The following is a 14,785-nucleotide window of genomic DNA, read 5'->3' on the forward strand; positions in this document are numbered from 1 at the left end:
CGGGGGTGCCGGGCCCCCCCCCCCGCCGGGCCCCCCCCCGGGGGGGGGGGGGGGTCGCGGGGGGGGGGGTGTGGGGGCGGTGCGGTTGCGGGGGGGGGGGCCGCGGCCCCCCCCCCCCCCACGACCGTGCCGTCGACCACAAGGAGCGCAGAGCCGTGATCGCAGCCTTTTCGGTGACCCCGCTGGGGATCGGCGAGGACGTGGGGGAGGCGGTGGCCGCCGCCGTCCGGGTGGTGCGGGAGAGTGGTCTGCCCAACCGCACGGACGCGATGTTCACCAGCATCGAGGGGGAGTGGGACGAGGTGATGCCGGTGATCAGGGCGGCGATCGAGGCGGTGAAGGCGTACGGCAACCGGGTGAGCACGGTCATCAAGATCGACGACCGGGCCGGGGTCACCGACGGCCTCACCGCCAAGGTCGCCTCGGTCGAGCGCCACCTGGCCGCGGACGGTCCGTCAGACCGTTGACGTCGGCCGAACCGCCGGCTCGGCCGTGGCCAGGGGCCGGCGGGCGAACAGGCGGTCCAGGGCGTACGGGCCGGAGCCGAGTGCCGCGATGGCCAGGAAGGCCCAGCAGAACATCACCGAGGGCTCGCCCCCGTTCTGCAGGGGCAGCAGCGCGTGCTCCTGGTGGACGGTGAAGTAGGCGTAGGCCATCGAGCCGGAGCAGAGCAGGGCGGCCACCCTGGTGCCGGCGCCGAGCAGCACCAGGGTGCCGCCGACCAGCTGGATCAGCGCGGCCCACCAGCCGGGCCACTGGCCGAGCGGGACGGTGCCACCGCCCTTGGCGCCGCCGAGCACGCCGAACAGCGAGGCGGCGCCGTGGCAGGCGAAGAGCAGGCCGACGACGATCCGGAACGCCGTCAGCACGATGGGTCTGACGGCTTCGGCGGTCTGGCGGGGGTGGTTGGGGCGGTGTGCGGGCATGCGGAACGCCTCCTGTGGGGGGAGGAGGTGGATGGGAGCGGTAAGGGTAGCCATGGTCTAGTCCACTTGGCAATGCTCCGTCAGGAGTCAGGTCTGGACCATTGATCGCCCTTTCTTGACCGATCGATCCAGAAAGGGCTACCGTTCCCCCATGGCGCGAACGAAGGAATTCGACCCGGACGCGGCGCTGCAGGCGGCCCTGGAGCTGTTCTGGCAGCGCGGCTACGAGGCCACCTCGATGGCCGACCTGGTCGAGCGGCTCGGCATCGCCCGGGCCAGCATCTACGCGACCTTCGGCAGCAAGCGCGAGCTGTACCTGCGGGCGCTGGAGCGCTACTGCGAGCAGAGCGACTCGGCGCGGCTGCTCGATCTGTCCCAGCCGGGCCCTGCGCTGCCGGCGGTCCGGGCGCTGGTCCGCCAGTACGCCGCGACGGGCGAGCGGGAGCGCCTGCGCGGCTGCTTCGTCACCAACACGGCGGTGGAGCTGGCCCCGCACGACCCGGACGCGTCCCGTCGGGTGGAGGCGAGCCTCGACCGCCTGGAGACGCTGCTCACCGCCGCCCTGGTGCGGGCCGCCGCGCAGGGCGAGCTGCCCGCCGGGCGGGACCCGCGGGCGCTCGCCCGGATGCTGGTGGTGCTGCTCCAGGGCATCCGGGTGGTGGGCAAGGCCGCCGACGACGCGACCCGGGTGCGGGACGCCGCCGAGCAGGCGCTGGCGCTGCTGGACTGACGCCCGGTCCGCTCGGGCCGGCGTCTCCCGCTGGGTCCATTCTGGATCGAACGGTCTTTATAGGGGGGAGGGTTTTACATGGCCGTCATCACTACCGGCCGGTACGGCTTCGCGCTGCTCGGCGTCGTCCAGGCGGTGCTGATCTTCACGATCACGATCCTGACCGTGCCGCTGCCCCTGGTGGCACGGGAGTTCACTCTCGGCCCGTCCGGGGTGCTGCTGCTCAGCGCCGCCTACGGGCTCTCCTTCAGCTCCTTACTGTTGCTCGGAGGCCGGTTGACGGACCGTCACGGCGGGCGCCCGGTGCTCCGGACGGGCCTGGTGCTGCTCGCCGCCGCCTCTCTCGCCTGCGCCCTCGCGCCCGGCTACCCCGTCCTGCTGGCGAGCCGCTTCGTCCAGGGTGCCGGCGCCGCCCTCACCGCCCCGGCGGCCGTCGCGGTGGTCCGGGTGCTGCACCCCGAACCCGCCGCCTACCGCCGGGCGATGGCCACCTGGGGCGGACTCTCCGTGCTCGGCGCCACCGTCGGCAGCGTGGCCTCGGGCGCGGTCGCCGCCGCGGTCTCCTGGCGCTGGCTGTTCGCGGTGCCCGTGCTGGTCGCCCTGGTCGGCCTGGCCCGTTCCGCCGCCCTGCCCACCGCCGCCCCCGTCGGCCGCGGTCCAGGACAAGGACCCGCCCTGGACCTTCGCGGCGCCGCGCTCGCCACCGCCGGGATCTGTGCGGCGAGTTACGCCCTGGTGGCCTCCGCCGAGCACGGCTGGCGCAGCCCCGGGACGTACGGCCCGCTGGCCGCCGGGCTCGCCCTGCTGACCGCCTTCGCCGCCGCCGAACGCCGCACCGCCGACCCGCTGCTGCCGCCCGGCTTCCTCGCCGACCGGCGCCGCGCCACCGCGCTTGCCGCCGTCATGGCCACCGCCGCCGGCACCGCACTCACCTTCGTCCTGCTCTCGCTCTACCTCCAGCAGCTGCGCGGCTGGAGCGCCGCGGCCACCTCCGCCGCCTTCCTGCCGTACGCGGCCGTCCTGCTGCTCTCCGGCCGGCTGGCCGGCCCGCTGACGGTCCGGTACGGGCCCGTGGTCGTCACCGCCGGCGGCCTCGCCGTGGCGGCCGCCGGACTCGGCCTGCTGTCCGGGCTCGCCCCCGGCAGCGAGTACGCCCCCGGCCTGCTGCCCGGACTGCTCCTGCTGCCCGCCGGCGCCGCCGCGGCCTTCGCCGGTGCGGCCGTGCTCGCCACCGGCGGGGTGCCGCCCGAGCGCACCGGGCTGGCCGCAGGAGTGTTCAACACCGCCATGGAACTCGGCCCCACGGCCGGACTGGCCGCCCTGATGGCGCTCGCCGCCACCCGCCCGAGCGTCGTCGGCGGCTACGCCGCGGCCTTCGCGGCAGCCGCCGCCGGGCTGGCGCTCACCGCCGTGGCGGTCGCCGCCCTGCCCCGGACCACCCCAACCGCACCCGAACGCACCATCCGAATCAAGGAGTTCACCTGATGAGCACGCGTTTCGCCGACAAGTCCGTCCTGGTCACCGGCGGTGGCAGCGGCATCGGCCGGGCCATCGCGCTCGCCTTCGCCCGCGAGGGCGCCAGGGTCGCGGTCGCCGGGCGCGGCGCCGGCCCGCTCGCCGAGACCGTCGAACTGATCGAGCAGGCCGGCGGCAAGGCGGTCGCGCTGACCGGCGACGTGACGAACGCCCAGGACGCCGCCCGGCTGGTCCGGGAGACCATCGAGCGGTTCGGCGCCCTGGACGTCGCCGTCAACAACGCCGGAGTGTTCGGCGCCGCCGGTCCGGTCGCCGAGATCGACGAGGCCGAGTGGCAGCGGGTGATCGGCGTCAACGTCACCGGCACCCTGCTCGCCATGCAGCAGCAGATCGCCCACATGCGGGCCCACGGCGGCGGCGCGATCGTCAACGTCTCGTCCAACCTCGGCGCCCACAAGCGGATCGCGGGCGTCGGCGCCTACGCCGCCAGCAAGGCCGCGGTCACCGCGCTGACCCGGGCCGCCGCCCTCGACCACATCGCCGAGGGCGTGCGGATCAACACCGTCAGCCCCGGCGCGGTGGACACCCCGATGTCCTCCCGGCCGGGCGAGGACGCCGAGGCGAAGGCCGAGCGGATGAAGGCCGAGGTCCCGGTCGGCCGGTCCGGCGCGACGGAGGAGGTGGCCGCCGCGGTGCTGTACCTGGCCTCGCCGGAGGCGGGCTACACCGTCGGCAGCGACCTCGTGCTGGACGGCGGCTCCTCCGCCTGACCGCAGGCGGGTCTACCCGCCCGACCGCGGCCCGGGCACCGCCTCGTAGAGCGCCTCCAGCGCTTCCGGGGTGCGTGCCCGGGCCACCACCCAGGCGTCCCCCGCCGCCCCGACCAGCACGTCCGGTGCCTGGTACCAGCGGAAGTCGCGGCCGAGCGCGGGCAACTCCCGGAAGCCGTCCGGAAGCTCGTCGCCTGATTCCAGGACGTCGCTCAGCTCGTGGTCCTCCAGCAGCTTCTCCATCAGCGCCATCGCTGCGGCCGCCGTCGAGAAGCGCTCCTCCCAGGGCTCCCACCGCTCCTGTGACTTGTCCGCCAGGTCCGGCCGCACCACCGTCGGCGGGTCCTCCCGGCCGAGCTCGTCCAGCGGCACACCCCAGTGCGCGCAGCCCTGGTTCTCCGCCCGGTACACCAGCGCGCCGTCCAGCACGTGCAGCTCGTCCGGTGTCAGCAGCACGTCATGACTGCTGGTCAGGTCAGCCCGGCGGCCGAACAGCCGGTACGCCTCGCGCAGCGCCGCCGGCAGCCGCAGGCCCAGCCGCCGCTCGGCGGCGTCCAGCTCCGCGTCCGTGAAGCCGTCGCCGGGCACCAGGGGCTCGCCCCAGTACGCGGCGAAGCCCGTGACGAGCGCCCAGGCACCCGCGCGGGAGCGCACACTTTCGGCCATTGCGGCCGGGATGTCGAATTCCGTTTCGTCCACCAGCGCACCGTACGCCACCCCTCCGACAGCGCGGTGAACCGCTCAACTGCCCGTCCGCCGCCCGTTCGCCGCCCCTCCGCGCACGACCGGCCGGATCTGACGCGAACGCGTAATCCCGGCGACACCCGTTGATCACCACGGGGTTTCCGCGCCGTCGTTCGGGCAAGACACGGTTTCGGCCGGAACCGACATCACGAAAGGCGGACGCGCGAACGATGCCGACCGCACCGCACACCGGGCCCCTCCCGGGCCGCCCACGACCACATCGGCGAGGGCGCTGGGGCGAACACGGGCTCGCCTGGGCCTTCCTGCTGCCCTCCCTGGTGGTCTTCGTCCTCTTCATCGGCTACCCGCTGTGGCGGACGATCTACCTGAGCGGACACGCCAACGACCTCTTCGGCGCGCCCTCCCGCTACGTGGGGACGAAGCACTACACCGACCTGTTCGCCTCGGCCGACTTCGGCCGCACCCTGCTGACCACGGCGCTGTTCACGCTGCTCACCGTGGTGCCCGGGGTGCTCGGCGCGCTGGTGCTGGTGCTGCTCCTGGAGAACCGGATCCGGGGCGTGCGACTGCTGCGCTCGGCCTTCGCGCTGCCCTTCGCGTTCTCGGTGGCCAGCGCCTCGGTGGTCTTCGCGGTGTTCTTCAACCCCGCCAGCGGGGTGCTCAACGGCCTGCTCTCGCACGTCGGCCTCGGCCCGATCGGCTGGCTGACCGACTCCCGGTACGCGCTGGTCTCGGTGGCCGTCACCACGGTGTGGATGAACCTCGGCTACAACGTGCTGGTGCTCTCCGCGGGCATCGGCTCGATCCCGGGCGAGGTCGTCGAGGCGGCCCGCATCGACGGCGCCTGCGGCCTGCGGCTGGCCCGCTCGATCACCATCCCGATGCTCGGCCCGAACCTGTTCTTCCTGACCGTGGTCTCCACCGTCCACGCGCTCCAGAGCTTCGGCCAGATCCACATCCTCACCAAGGGCGGGCCGGACGGTTCCACCCGGACCCTCGTCTACTCCGTCTACGAGAAGGCCTTCGCGTACGGCTCCAGTGACTTCGGCACCGCGAGCGCCCAGGCTGTGGTGCTGCTCGTGGTCGTCCTCGCCTGTACGGCCGTCCAGTTCGGCGTCCTGGAGCGGAAGGTGCACTACGCATGACCACACTGACCACCGAGGCCGGGACGGAGGCCGAGGCGCCCCGCCCGCGCGCCCGTGCCCGTGCCCTCGCCGGGCGCTCCCCGCGCGACCTGCTCGGCCGCGCCGCCGTCTACCTGCTGCTCGCCGTCGCCGTCGTCACCGTGGCCTTCCCGGTCTACTACGCGATCGCCGGCGCCTTCATGGGCCCGTCCGAACTCTCCTCCTACCCGCCGGCCCTGGTGCCGCACTCGGTCACCGGACGGAACTTCTCCGGCGCCGTGGACGCCATCCCGCTGGCCCGCCAGTACGCCAACTCGGCGATCGTGGCGACCGTCATCACCCTCGCCCAGCTGTTCACCTCCGTCCTCGCCGCGTACGCCTTCGTCTTCCTGCCGATGAAGGCGCGGGCCGTGGTGTTCGGGGTGTTCCTGGCCACGCTGATGGTCCCGTGGGAGGCCATCATCATCCCCAACTACCTGACGCTGTCCGACTGGGGGCTCGGCAACACCTACTTCGGCCTGGTGCTGCCCTTCCTGGCCTCCGGCTTCGGCACCTTCATGCTGCGCCAGGCCTTCCGCCAGCTGCCCGGCGAACTGCGCGACGCCGCCCGGATCGACGGGGCCGGCCACTGGCGCTTCCTGTGGCGGATCGTCGTCCCGCTCAACAAGCCGGCCCTCGCGGCGCTGTCGATCTACGTCTTCCTGTCGGCCTGGAACCAGTACTTCTGGCCGCTGATCATCACCCGCACGGCGAACATGCAGACCCTCCAGATCGGTCTGACCTCGCTGCGCGACTCCGAAATGGCCGACCCCGGGCTGATCCTGGCCGGCGTCGTGCTCTCCCTGCTGCCCACCCTCGCCCTGGTGGTCTTCGGCCAGCGCTTCATCGTCCGCGGCCTCACCGCGGGCGCGGTCCGCTGACCTGCTTCCCGTCCACGTTCGTGGCTTTCCCGGATAGAGAGAGAACCCTCGTGAAGAAGAGTGTGCGCGCGCTCGCGGCCCTGCTGGTGGCCGGCCTGTCCCTGACCGCCTGCAGCTCCAGTGGTTCCGGTTCCGGTTCCGGCTCCGGCGGCTCCTCCGACACCGGCGCGCCCGGCGCCCAGGCGCTCGACCAGGCCTCCGGTGTCACCACCGTCGAGTTCTGGCACTCGATGACCGGCAAGAACGCCGAGGTGCTGAACGGGCTGGTCAGCCAGTTCAACGCCGCCCACCAGGGCAAGATCGAGGTCAAGGCGCAGTTCCAGGGCAAGTACGACGAACTGGTCACCAAGTACAAGGCCGCGGTGCAGCAGAAGGGCACCCCCGCCCTGGCGCAGGTCTACGACATCGGCACCCGGTTCATGATCGACTCCAAGCAGACCATCCCGGCCCAGGCCTTCGCCGACAAGGACGGCTACGCGCTGGACGACCTGGACGCCAACATCCGCAACTACTACTCGGTCGGCGGCAAGCTCCAGTCGATGCCGTTCAACTCCTCGATGCCGCTGCTCTACCTGAACACCGACGCCTTCAAGGAGGCCGGCCTCGACCCGGCCCAGGCGCCCAAGGACCTCAACGAGCTGGGCGAGCTGGCCAAGAAGCTGACCAAGAAGGACGCCGACGGCAAGACCGTCCGGTACGGCTTCGGCGCCGCCATCTACGGCTGGTTCGTCGAGCAGCTGCTGGCCGAGTCCGGCTCCATGTACTGCGACAACGACAACGGCCGCAGCAACAAGGCCGGCAAGGTCGTCTTCGACTCCGCCCAGGGCGCCCAGATCGTCCAGTGGTGGGCCGACCTGGTCAAGGGCGGCTACGCGGCCAACACCGGCCGCACCACCGACGACGCCCAGGCCGCGTTCAAGGCCGGGACGGTCGCGATGCACCTGGAGTCCACCGGTGTGCTGCGCGGCTACACCGAGGCGGCGAAGTTCGGCGTCGGCACCGCGGCCTTCCCGAAGGCGGCCGCCACCGACCAGGGCGGCCCGGTGATCGGCGGTGCCTCGCTGTGGATCAGCGGCCCCGGCCACTCGGACGCCGAGAAGCGCGCCGCCTGGGAGTTCGAGAAGTTCGTCTCCGCCCCCGAGCAGCAGGCCGTCTGGCACACCGGCACCGGCTACTTCCCGGTCAACAAGAAGTCCCTGGACGACCCCAAGGACAAGGAGTGGGTGGCCAAGTACCCGCAGTTCCAGACCGCGATCGACCAGCTGAAGGCCACCAAGCCGACCCCGGCCACGGCCGGCTGCCTGCTCGGCGTGATGCCGCAGGCCCGCAAGGGCGTGGAGACCGCGATCGAGCAGACCATCGCGGGCACCAAGCCGGCCCAGCAGGCCCTGGCCGACGCGGCGAAGGAGCTCCAGCCGGCGATCGAGAGCTACAACAGCTCGGTCGGCTGAACCGCGCCGCCGAGCGGCACCACGACGACGGCCCGCCCCGCGCACCGAGCGCAGGGCGGGCCGCCGTCGTCGAGGGAGGTCCAACGAGGTGTCCGCCTCGGAGAAGAGGAAGCGACGGAGCCGGGCGGGAGCTAGGCGGAGAGCGCCTCGCCGTTCTCCGAGGGCGCGCACGCGGCCGCCAGTTCGTCCAGTGACAGGTCGAGCGCGAAAGCCAGTGCCGCGATGGTGAAGAAGGACGGCGTGGGCGCGCGGCCCGTCTCGATCTTCCGCAGCGTCTCCGCCGAGACGCCGGCCACCGCCGCCACCTCGACCATGCTGCGCTCGCCGCGCGCCTCGCGCAGCAGCGCCCCGAAGCGTTCGCCGCGCTCGCGCTCCCACGGGGTCAGCGGAGTCCTCACCATGCCGACGAGTCTAGGCCCTGACGCCGCCGGGGCGGTCCACACCCGCGACCGTGATACAAATACCGGTATAAGAATTGGACCCAGGGGAGAGATGCACCATGGTCGAACTCAAGACGGACGCCGGGCTGGCCGCGATGCGCGAGGCCGGGCGGGTGGTGGCGGACGCGCTGGCGGCCGTCCGGGCGCAGGCGGCGGTCGGGGTGAGCCTGCTGGAACTGGACGAGGTGGCGCGGGGCGTGCTCAAGGCGGCCGGGGCCGCCTCGCCCTTCCTCGGCTACCGCCCGTCCTTCGCGCCCGTCCCGTTCCCGGCGGTCATCTGCGCGTCGGTGAACGACGCCGTGGTGCACGGCATCCCGGACGGCTACCGGCTGCGCGACGGCGACCTGGTGAGCATCGACTGCGGTGCCGTCCTGGACGGCTGGGCCGGGGACTCGGCGGTCAGCTTCACCGTCGGCACCGCACGCCCCGAGGACACCGCCCTGATCGAGACCACCCGGCGCGCCCTGGAAGCGGGCATCGCCGCCGCCGTGGTCGGCAACCGGATCGGGGACATCGCCCACGCCATCGGCACCGTCGCCCGCTCCGGCCGGTACGGCATGCTGGACGGCTACGGCGGGCACGGCATCGGCCGCCGGATGCACGAGGACCCCCACGTGCCCAACGAGGGCCGCCCGGGCCGGGGTTACCCGCTGCGCCCAGGCCTGGTGCTGGCGATCGAGCCGATGCTGCTGGCCGGCGGCCGTGACGACCACCGCACCGATCCGGACGGCTGGACCCTGCGCACCGTCGACGGCAGCCGGGCGGCCCACGTCGAACACACCGTCGCCGTCACCGAGGACGGCCCGCGCGTCCTCACCCTGCCCTGATCCGAAAGGCCGGCCACGAGTGACGGGGCGCGGCTACGCTCTCGGGCATGATCAAAGGCGTGATGTTCGACTTCTCCGGCACCCTCTTCAGGGTCGTCTCCACCGCCGAGTGGCTGGCGGCCCACGTCGCCGCCACCGGCCTCGACCTGCCCGCCCGGGAGGAGGCCGAACTGGTGGCCCGGCTGGAGGAGTTCGGCGCCCTGCCTGGCGGCGTGGCGCCGCGCCGCGTCCCGCCGGAGGTCCAACAGGCCTGGGACACGCGGGACCTGACCCCCGAGCTGCACCGCACCGCGTACACCGCACTGACCCGGGCCGCCGAGCCGCCCGCCGGCCTCGACGTGGACGCCCTCTACGACACCCACATCGCGCCCGCGAGCTGGCGGCCGTACCCGGACGCCGTCCCCGTGCTGCGCGAGCTGCGCCGCCGGGGCGTGCCGGTCGCGGTGGTGAGCAACGTCGGCTGGGACCTGCGTCCGATCTTCCGTGCGCACGGCCTGGACGAGCTGGTGGACGTCTACGTGCTGTCCTGCGAGGTGGGCGCCCAGAAGCCCGATCCGGCGATCTTCGAGACCGCCTGCGAGCGGCTCGGCCTCGCCCCGGCCGACGTCCTGATGGTCGGCGACGACCGTACCTGCGACGGCGGCGCGACCGCGCTCGGCTGCGGCTTCCACCCCGTCGACCACCTGCCCGTCGACCAGCGCCCGAACGCCCTCGTACCGCTCCTGGAGACCCTGTCCGGGTGAGCCGGGAGGCCGTCCGGCCGGGGTGACGGAGGACACGAGGTGGCGCCCCGGCGGCCCGGAGTACGGTGCGGGGCATGAACGATCAGGGCTTCACCACGCACATCACCGTCCGCGGGTACGAGACGGACTCCCAGGGCCACCTCAACCAGGCGGTCTACCTCCAGTACGCCGAGCACGCCCGCTGGGAGTACCTCCGGGCGGCCGGGATCCGCCAGGCGGACCTGGTCGCCGAGGGGGTCGGCCCGGTGGTCCTGGAGACCACGGTCAAGTACCTGCGGGAGCTGCGCGCGGGCGACTCGGTGGAGGTCGGCTGTTCGTTCACCTGGCGGGACGGAAAGACCTTCCAGGTGGTGCAGCGGCTGGTCCGCGAGGACGGCGTGCTGGCCGCCGAGATCACCGGCGTCGGCGGCATCCTCGACCTGACGGAGCGCCGACTGGTCGCCGACCCGCGCGAGCCGCTGCGCGCCCTGGCCACCGACCCGGGCCTGCTCGGCCTCTGAGCGAACCGGCCCCCCGCCGCCACCGCCACCCTCCGAGGCCGGAGACCGCAGCCGGAAGCGGCCTCCGCCCTGTCCCGGCACCCGGGGGATTTCCCCACCCCCGACCGGCCCGCTGTCCGGATGGGCCCAAGTCCCCTGCCGCAGCAGACTCTTGGGCATGTCGAAGCCCACCCGCACCATCACCGCCGCGGTCACCGCGGCCGCCGCCCTCGCCGTCACCGCACTGAGCGCCCTGCCCGCCGGTGCCGCCGACACCGCGCCGCTCGGGAGGGGCGGCCTCGCCTGGACCGCTTGTCCGGGCGCCCCGGCCGACAGCCCCCAACGGTGCGCCGAGGTCAGCGTCCCGCTGGACTACGCCGACCCGAACGGCACCCGCATCACCCTCGCCGTCTCCCGGATCACCGCCGCCGAGCCCGGCCTGCGCCGCGGCGTCCTGCTGGCCGTCCCCGGCGGACCGGGCGGCTCCAGCCTCGACCTCGTCAAGGGCATGGCAGGGCGCCTGCCGCAGTCCGTCCGCGACCGCTACGACGTGGTCGGCTTCGACCCGCGGGGCGTCGGCCGCTCCACCCCGGTCAGCTGCGGGCTGGACACCGCCGATCTGACGATGGTCAAGCTGCGCCCCTGGCCGGCCGCCGACGGCTCGATCGACGAGAACCTGGCCACCGCCCGCCGCGTCGCCGAGACCTGCGCCCGCAACGGCGGCCCGGTGCTGCGCAGTATCTCCACCGCCAACGAGGCCCGCGACATCGACAGCATCCGTCGCGCCCTCGGCGAGCGCCGCCTCTCCGCCTGGGGCGTCTCGTACGGCACCTACGCGGGCGCCGTCTACGCCACCATGTTCCCGGAGCGGACCGACCGGATCGTGCTGGACAGCAACGACGACCCGGACCCGTCGCGGGTCGAGCGCGGCTGGCTGGACAACTACGGCCGGGGCATCGAGGACCGCTTCCCCGACTTCGCGACGTGGGCGTCCGCGCCGGACAATCCCGACCGGGTCGCGGACACCCCCGCGGAGGTCCGCCCGCTCTTCCTCGACCTCGCCGCCCGCCTCGACCGGGCCCCGCTGCCATGGCCGGGCGCCAACCCGGCGGAGCTGAACGGCAACGTGCTGCGCGAGACCCTGCTGGAGAGCATGTACGCGGACGCCCGGTTCCCGGACCTCGCCCGGCTGATGCTGGCGGGTCTCGGCCGTCGCCCGCTGCCCGCCCCGGTGGTACCGCCGGAGCAGGCGGTGCAGAACACCGTCGCGGTCTCGGTCGGCACCCTCTGCAACGACGTCCGGTGGCCCGCCGACCCGGCCGGCTACGCCGCGGCCGCTGCCGCCGACCGCGCCGCCCGTCCGCTCACCGCCGGCATGCCGGTGAACGTGATGCCCTGCGCCTTCTGGCCGTTCGCGCCCGCCGAGCCGCCGGTGCGGATCACCGACCGCGGCCCGGCCGACGTGCTGCTCACCCAGAACCTGCGCGACCCCGCGACTCCGTACGCCGGCGCGCTCAAGCTGCGTGCGGCGTTCGGTGACCGGGCCCGGATGGTGACGGTGGACTCGGGCGGCCACGACGTGTACCGGGCCAACGGGAACGCCTGCGGCGACGAGGTGGTGACGGACTACCTGATCACCGGCCGCCGCCCGGCCCGGGACGTCTTCTGCCCGGCCGGCTGAGCCGGCGGGGAGGTGTGCGGGCGGGGCAACGGGCCGTGGACGAACGGCCCTTGTCCTGCCGTGCACGCCCGATCGACCCTCGGGAATGAGTCGAATCCGTCGCGATTTTGTGACAATCCTTCGCCAACACCCGTCCCCCACGGCCTGTTCGCGGCCGTAATGTTCGATCTATGTCACCGAAGAGCCGCATACCCGCCGCCTCGGACCCGGGCGACACCTGGGTGCCGCGCCCGAGGCGCCGCGAGACCCCGATCGGCATCCTGGGCCACGCGGCCACCTTCCTCGGCGCCAGCGTGCTGGGCGGTGTACTGCTGGCGGGCCTGATCCTCCCGGCGGCCGGGGCGGTCGGACTCGGGGCGAAGAGCGGCGCCGAGGGCTTCGAGAGCATCCCCGACGACTTCAGGACCCCGCCGCTGAGCCAGGCGACGCAGATCTTCGACGCCAGGGGCGGCCTGATCGCCAAGGTCTACGAGCGCGACCGCACCGTCATACCCGCCGACCAGATGTCACCGTTCATGCGGCACGCCCAGGTCGACATCGAGGACGCCCGCTTCTACGAGCACGGCGCCGTCGACCTCAAGGGCATCCTCCGCGCGATCACCAAGAACGCGGAGAGCGGGGCCGCCGTCCAGGGCGCCTCCACCCTGACCCAGCAGTACGTGAAGAACGTCAACGTGGAGAAGGCCGGGGACGACCTGGACGCGGTGCGCGAGGCGCAGCGCAAGACCCTCGGCCGCAAGATCCAGGAACTCCGGTACGCCATCAAGCTGGAGGAGGACCTGACCAAGGAGCAGATCCTCACCAACTACCTCAACATCACCTTCTACGGCCACCAGGCGTACGGCATCCAGGCCGCCTCCCAGCGCTACTTCAGCAAGGACGCCAAGGACCTCAACCTGCCCGAGGCGGCGATGCTCGCCGGGCTGGTGCAGAACCCGTCCCAGTACGACCCGAAGCTGCACCCGGTGGCCGCCCAGAAGCGTCGCGACACCGTCATCGACAAGATGGTGGAGAACAAGCACATCACCGCGGAGCAGGCCAGGGAGGCGAAGGCCACCCCGCTCGGCCTCAACTACAAGGACCCGCGGAACGGCTGCATCACCGCCCAGGCCGGGATGGGGTTCTTCTGCGACTACGTGCGGCACGTGGTCAAGCAGGACCCGACGTTCGGCAAGAGCTCGGCCGAGCGCAAGAAGCTGTGGGACACCGGCGGTCTGAACATCTACACCACGCTGGACCCGGACAAGCAGGCCGCCGCACAGAACGCGGTCTCCACCAAGGTGTACGTCACCGACCCGGTCTCGGCCGCGATGACGATGGTCGAGCCCGGCAGCGGCAAGATCCTGGCGATGGCGCAGACCCGCCCGTACGGCCTGGCCAAGGAGAAGAACGAGACCGTCGTCAACTACAACGTGGACGCGGCGATGGGCGGCGGCATCGGCTTCCAGCCCGGCTCCAACTTCAAGCCGATCGTGGCCGCCGCCGCCCTGGAGGCCGGTCTGTCCTCCACCCAGCGGTACGACTCGCCCAACCGGATGGACTGGCCGACGATGAAGACCTGCGACGGCACCTGGAAGAACCTCAGCAAGGGCAAGAAGGAGGGGAGCATCCCCAACGAGAGCCCGACCGAGGTCGGCCCGTACGAGCTCAAGCAGGCCATGGCGCTCTCCGTGAACACCTACTTCGTGCAGATGGAGCAGGAGATCGGCCTCTGCGCCGTCAAGCAGATGGCCAACAAGCTGGGCGTGGAGGGCAAGGCGAACGGCCAGCCGCTCCAGGAGCTGCCCGCGCTCGGCCTCGGCACCCAGGAGGTCAGCCCGCTGACCATGGCCAACGTGTACGCGACCTTCGCCGCCCGGGGCACCTACTGCGCACCGCTGGCGATCAACCGGATCACCACCGTGGACGGCACCGACGTCCCGGTGCCCCCGGCCCGGTGCACCCCGGCGATGTCCGAGGACACCGCCGACGTGATCAACAGCGTGCTGCTCGGGGTGACCGAGAAGGGCGGCACCGCGCGGGACCTCGGCCTGGACGACGGCCGCCAGATCGCCGGCAAGACCGGGACCACGGACGAGAAGAAGTCGGCCTGGTTCACCGGCTACACGGGCAACCTGGCGGGCTCGGTCTGGCTGGGCAGCCCCGGCACCAAGGTGCCGATGCGCAACATCCGGATCGGCGGCAAGTACCAGGCCGAGGTCTTCGGCGCCACCGGCCCCGGGCCGATCTGGCAGCAGGCGATGAGCGACGCGGTCCGGAACATGCCGGAGAAGGCCTTCACCACCGTCCGCATCCCGGACCCGCCCCGGCGGGACGCCAACTGCACCACCGCGAGCGGCTCGCCGAGCTCGGTCACCTGCACCGGCGCCCCCGCCACCGGGGGCCCAGGCAACGGCGGCAGGCCGCGCGGCACCGGCCCGACCGGCGGCAGTGCGCCGTCCGTCCCGCCGGGCGCCACCGACCCCGGGGACCAGTGACCGCCCGGCCCCGCACGAGTACGGCCACTCGTGCGG

General features: G+C 72.9%; 15 protein-coding genes. 12 read left to right on the plus strand and 3 right to left on the minus strand.

Features of this window, described 5'->3' with window-relative positions:
• The first annotated feature begins 155 nt into the window (after positions 1–155).
• Entirely contained in the window at positions 156–467 is a 312-nt protein-coding gene (locus tag ACFU7Y_RS24365) for an MTH1187 family thiamine-binding protein (RefSeq protein WP_224281326.1), read from the plus strand.
• On the opposite strand, the gene ACFU7Y_RS24370 is transcribed toward ACFU7Y_RS24365, so the two are convergent.
• The gene (locus ACFU7Y_RS24370) at positions 456–926 is read right to left on the minus strand and encodes a DoxX family protein (protein WP_224281327.1); all 471 of its coding nucleotides are present in this window, start codon (positions 924–926) and stop codon (positions 456–458) included. The two genes, ACFU7Y_RS24365 and ACFU7Y_RS24370, sit on opposite strands and share 12 nt — an antisense overlap.
• A gap of 151 nt (positions 927–1,077) precedes the next feature.
• On the opposite strand from ACFU7Y_RS24370, the gene ACFU7Y_RS24375 reads away from it, so the two are divergent.
• The 3 genes from ACFU7Y_RS24375 (at position 1,078) to ACFU7Y_RS24385 (ending at position 3,902) form a co-directional block, all read left to right on the plus strand.
• On the plus strand, positions 1,078–1,656 hold the full coding sequence (locus ACFU7Y_RS24375; RefSeq protein ID WP_224281328.1) for a TetR/AcrR family transcriptional regulator: 579 nt from the start codon (positions 1,078–1,080) through the stop codon (positions 1,654–1,656).
• Between the two features lie 78 nt (positions 1,657–1,734).
• Entirely contained in the window at positions 1,735–3,141 is a 1,407-nt protein-coding gene (locus tag ACFU7Y_RS24380; protein WP_380769645.1) for an MFS transporter, read from the plus strand.
• The gene (locus ACFU7Y_RS24385) at positions 3,141–3,902 is read left to right on the plus strand and encodes an SDR family NAD(P)-dependent oxidoreductase (RefSeq protein WP_224282043.1); all 762 of its coding nucleotides are present in this window, start codon (positions 3,141–3,143) and stop codon (positions 3,900–3,902) included. Before ACFU7Y_RS24380 ends, ACFU7Y_RS24385 begins: the two co-directional genes overlap by 1 nt.
• 12 nt (positions 3,903–3,914) lie before the next feature.
• Here ACFU7Y_RS24385 and ACFU7Y_RS24390 read toward each other — a convergent pair whose 3' ends face one another.
• A complete protein-coding gene (locus ACFU7Y_RS24390; protein ID WP_380769646.1) occupies positions 3,915–4,601 on the minus strand; it encodes an SMI1/KNR4 family protein in 687 nt (228 codons plus the stop codon).
• A gap of 215 nt (positions 4,602–4,816) precedes the next feature.
• On the opposite strand from ACFU7Y_RS24390, the gene ACFU7Y_RS24395 reads away from it, so the two are divergent.
• Genes ACFU7Y_RS24395 through ACFU7Y_RS24405 form a run of 3 tightly spaced genes read left to right on the plus strand, consistent with a single transcriptional unit; the run spans position 4,817 to position 8,102 of the window.
• Positions 4,817–5,752 carry a carbohydrate ABC transporter permease gene (locus tag ACFU7Y_RS24395; RefSeq protein WP_224282044.1) on the plus strand — a complete coding sequence of 312 codons (936 nt, stop codon included), beginning with the start codon at positions 4,817–4,819 and terminating at the stop codon, positions 5,750–5,752.
• Complete coding sequence (locus tag ACFU7Y_RS24400; RefSeq protein ID WP_224282045.1) at positions 5,749–6,651, plus strand: carbohydrate ABC transporter permease; 903 nt, start codon at positions 5,749–5,751, stop codon at positions 6,649–6,651. The genes ACFU7Y_RS24395 and ACFU7Y_RS24400 overlap by 4 nt, the downstream gene beginning before the upstream one ends.
• A gap of 50 nt (positions 6,652–6,701) precedes the next feature.
• Complete coding sequence (locus ACFU7Y_RS24405) at positions 6,702–8,102, plus strand: ABC transporter substrate-binding protein (RefSeq protein WP_380769647.1); 1,401 nt, start codon at positions 6,702–6,704, stop codon at positions 8,100–8,102.
• 131 nt (positions 8,103–8,233) lie between these two features.
• Here the strand turns inward: ACFU7Y_RS24405 and ACFU7Y_RS24410 are convergent, their stop codons facing one another.
• Positions 8,234–8,503: a helix-turn-helix domain-containing protein gene (locus tag ACFU7Y_RS24410; RefSeq protein WP_224282047.1), complete on the minus strand. Its 270-nt coding sequence runs from the start codon at positions 8,501–8,503 to the stop codon at positions 8,234–8,236.
• A 98-nt stretch (positions 8,504–8,601) separates the two neighbouring features.
• Here ACFU7Y_RS24410 and map point away from each other — a divergent pair, with 98 nt between their 5' ends.
• The 5 genes from map (at position 8,602) to ACFU7Y_RS24435 (ending at position 14,749) form a co-directional block, all read left to right on the plus strand.
• On the plus strand, positions 8,602–9,369 hold the full coding sequence (gene map / locus ACFU7Y_RS24415; protein ID WP_224282048.1) for a type I methionyl aminopeptidase: 768 nt from the start codon (positions 8,602–8,604) through the stop codon (positions 9,367–9,369).
• 47 nt (positions 9,370–9,416) lie between these two features.
• Positions 9,417–10,112, plus strand: a complete 696-nt coding sequence (locus ACFU7Y_RS24420) for an HAD family hydrolase (protein WP_224282049.1) — start codon at positions 9,417–9,419, stop codon at positions 10,110–10,112.
• Positions 10,113–10,186: 74 nt separating this feature from the next.
• On the plus strand, positions 10,187–10,612 hold the full coding sequence (locus ACFU7Y_RS24425) for a thioesterase family protein (RefSeq protein ID WP_224282050.1): 426 nt from the start codon (positions 10,187–10,189) through the stop codon (positions 10,610–10,612).
• Between the two features lie 157 nt (positions 10,613–10,769).
• Complete coding sequence (locus ACFU7Y_RS24430) at positions 10,770–12,272, plus strand: alpha/beta hydrolase (protein WP_224282051.1); 1,503 nt, start codon at positions 10,770–10,772, stop codon at positions 12,270–12,272.
• Positions 12,273–12,442: 170 nt separating this feature from the next.
• The gene (locus ACFU7Y_RS24435) at positions 12,443–14,749 is read left to right on the plus strand and encodes a transglycosylase domain-containing protein (protein ID WP_380769648.1); all 2,307 of its coding nucleotides are present in this window, start codon (positions 12,443–12,445) and stop codon (positions 14,747–14,749) included.
• The last annotated feature ends 36 nt before the right edge of the window (positions 14,750–14,785 follow it).

This window comes from Kitasatospora sp. NPDC057542 (assembly GCF_042801945.1).
In the GTDB taxonomy this organism is placed as follows: Bacteria; Actinomycetota; Actinomycetes; order Streptomycetales; family Streptomycetaceae; genus Kitasatospora.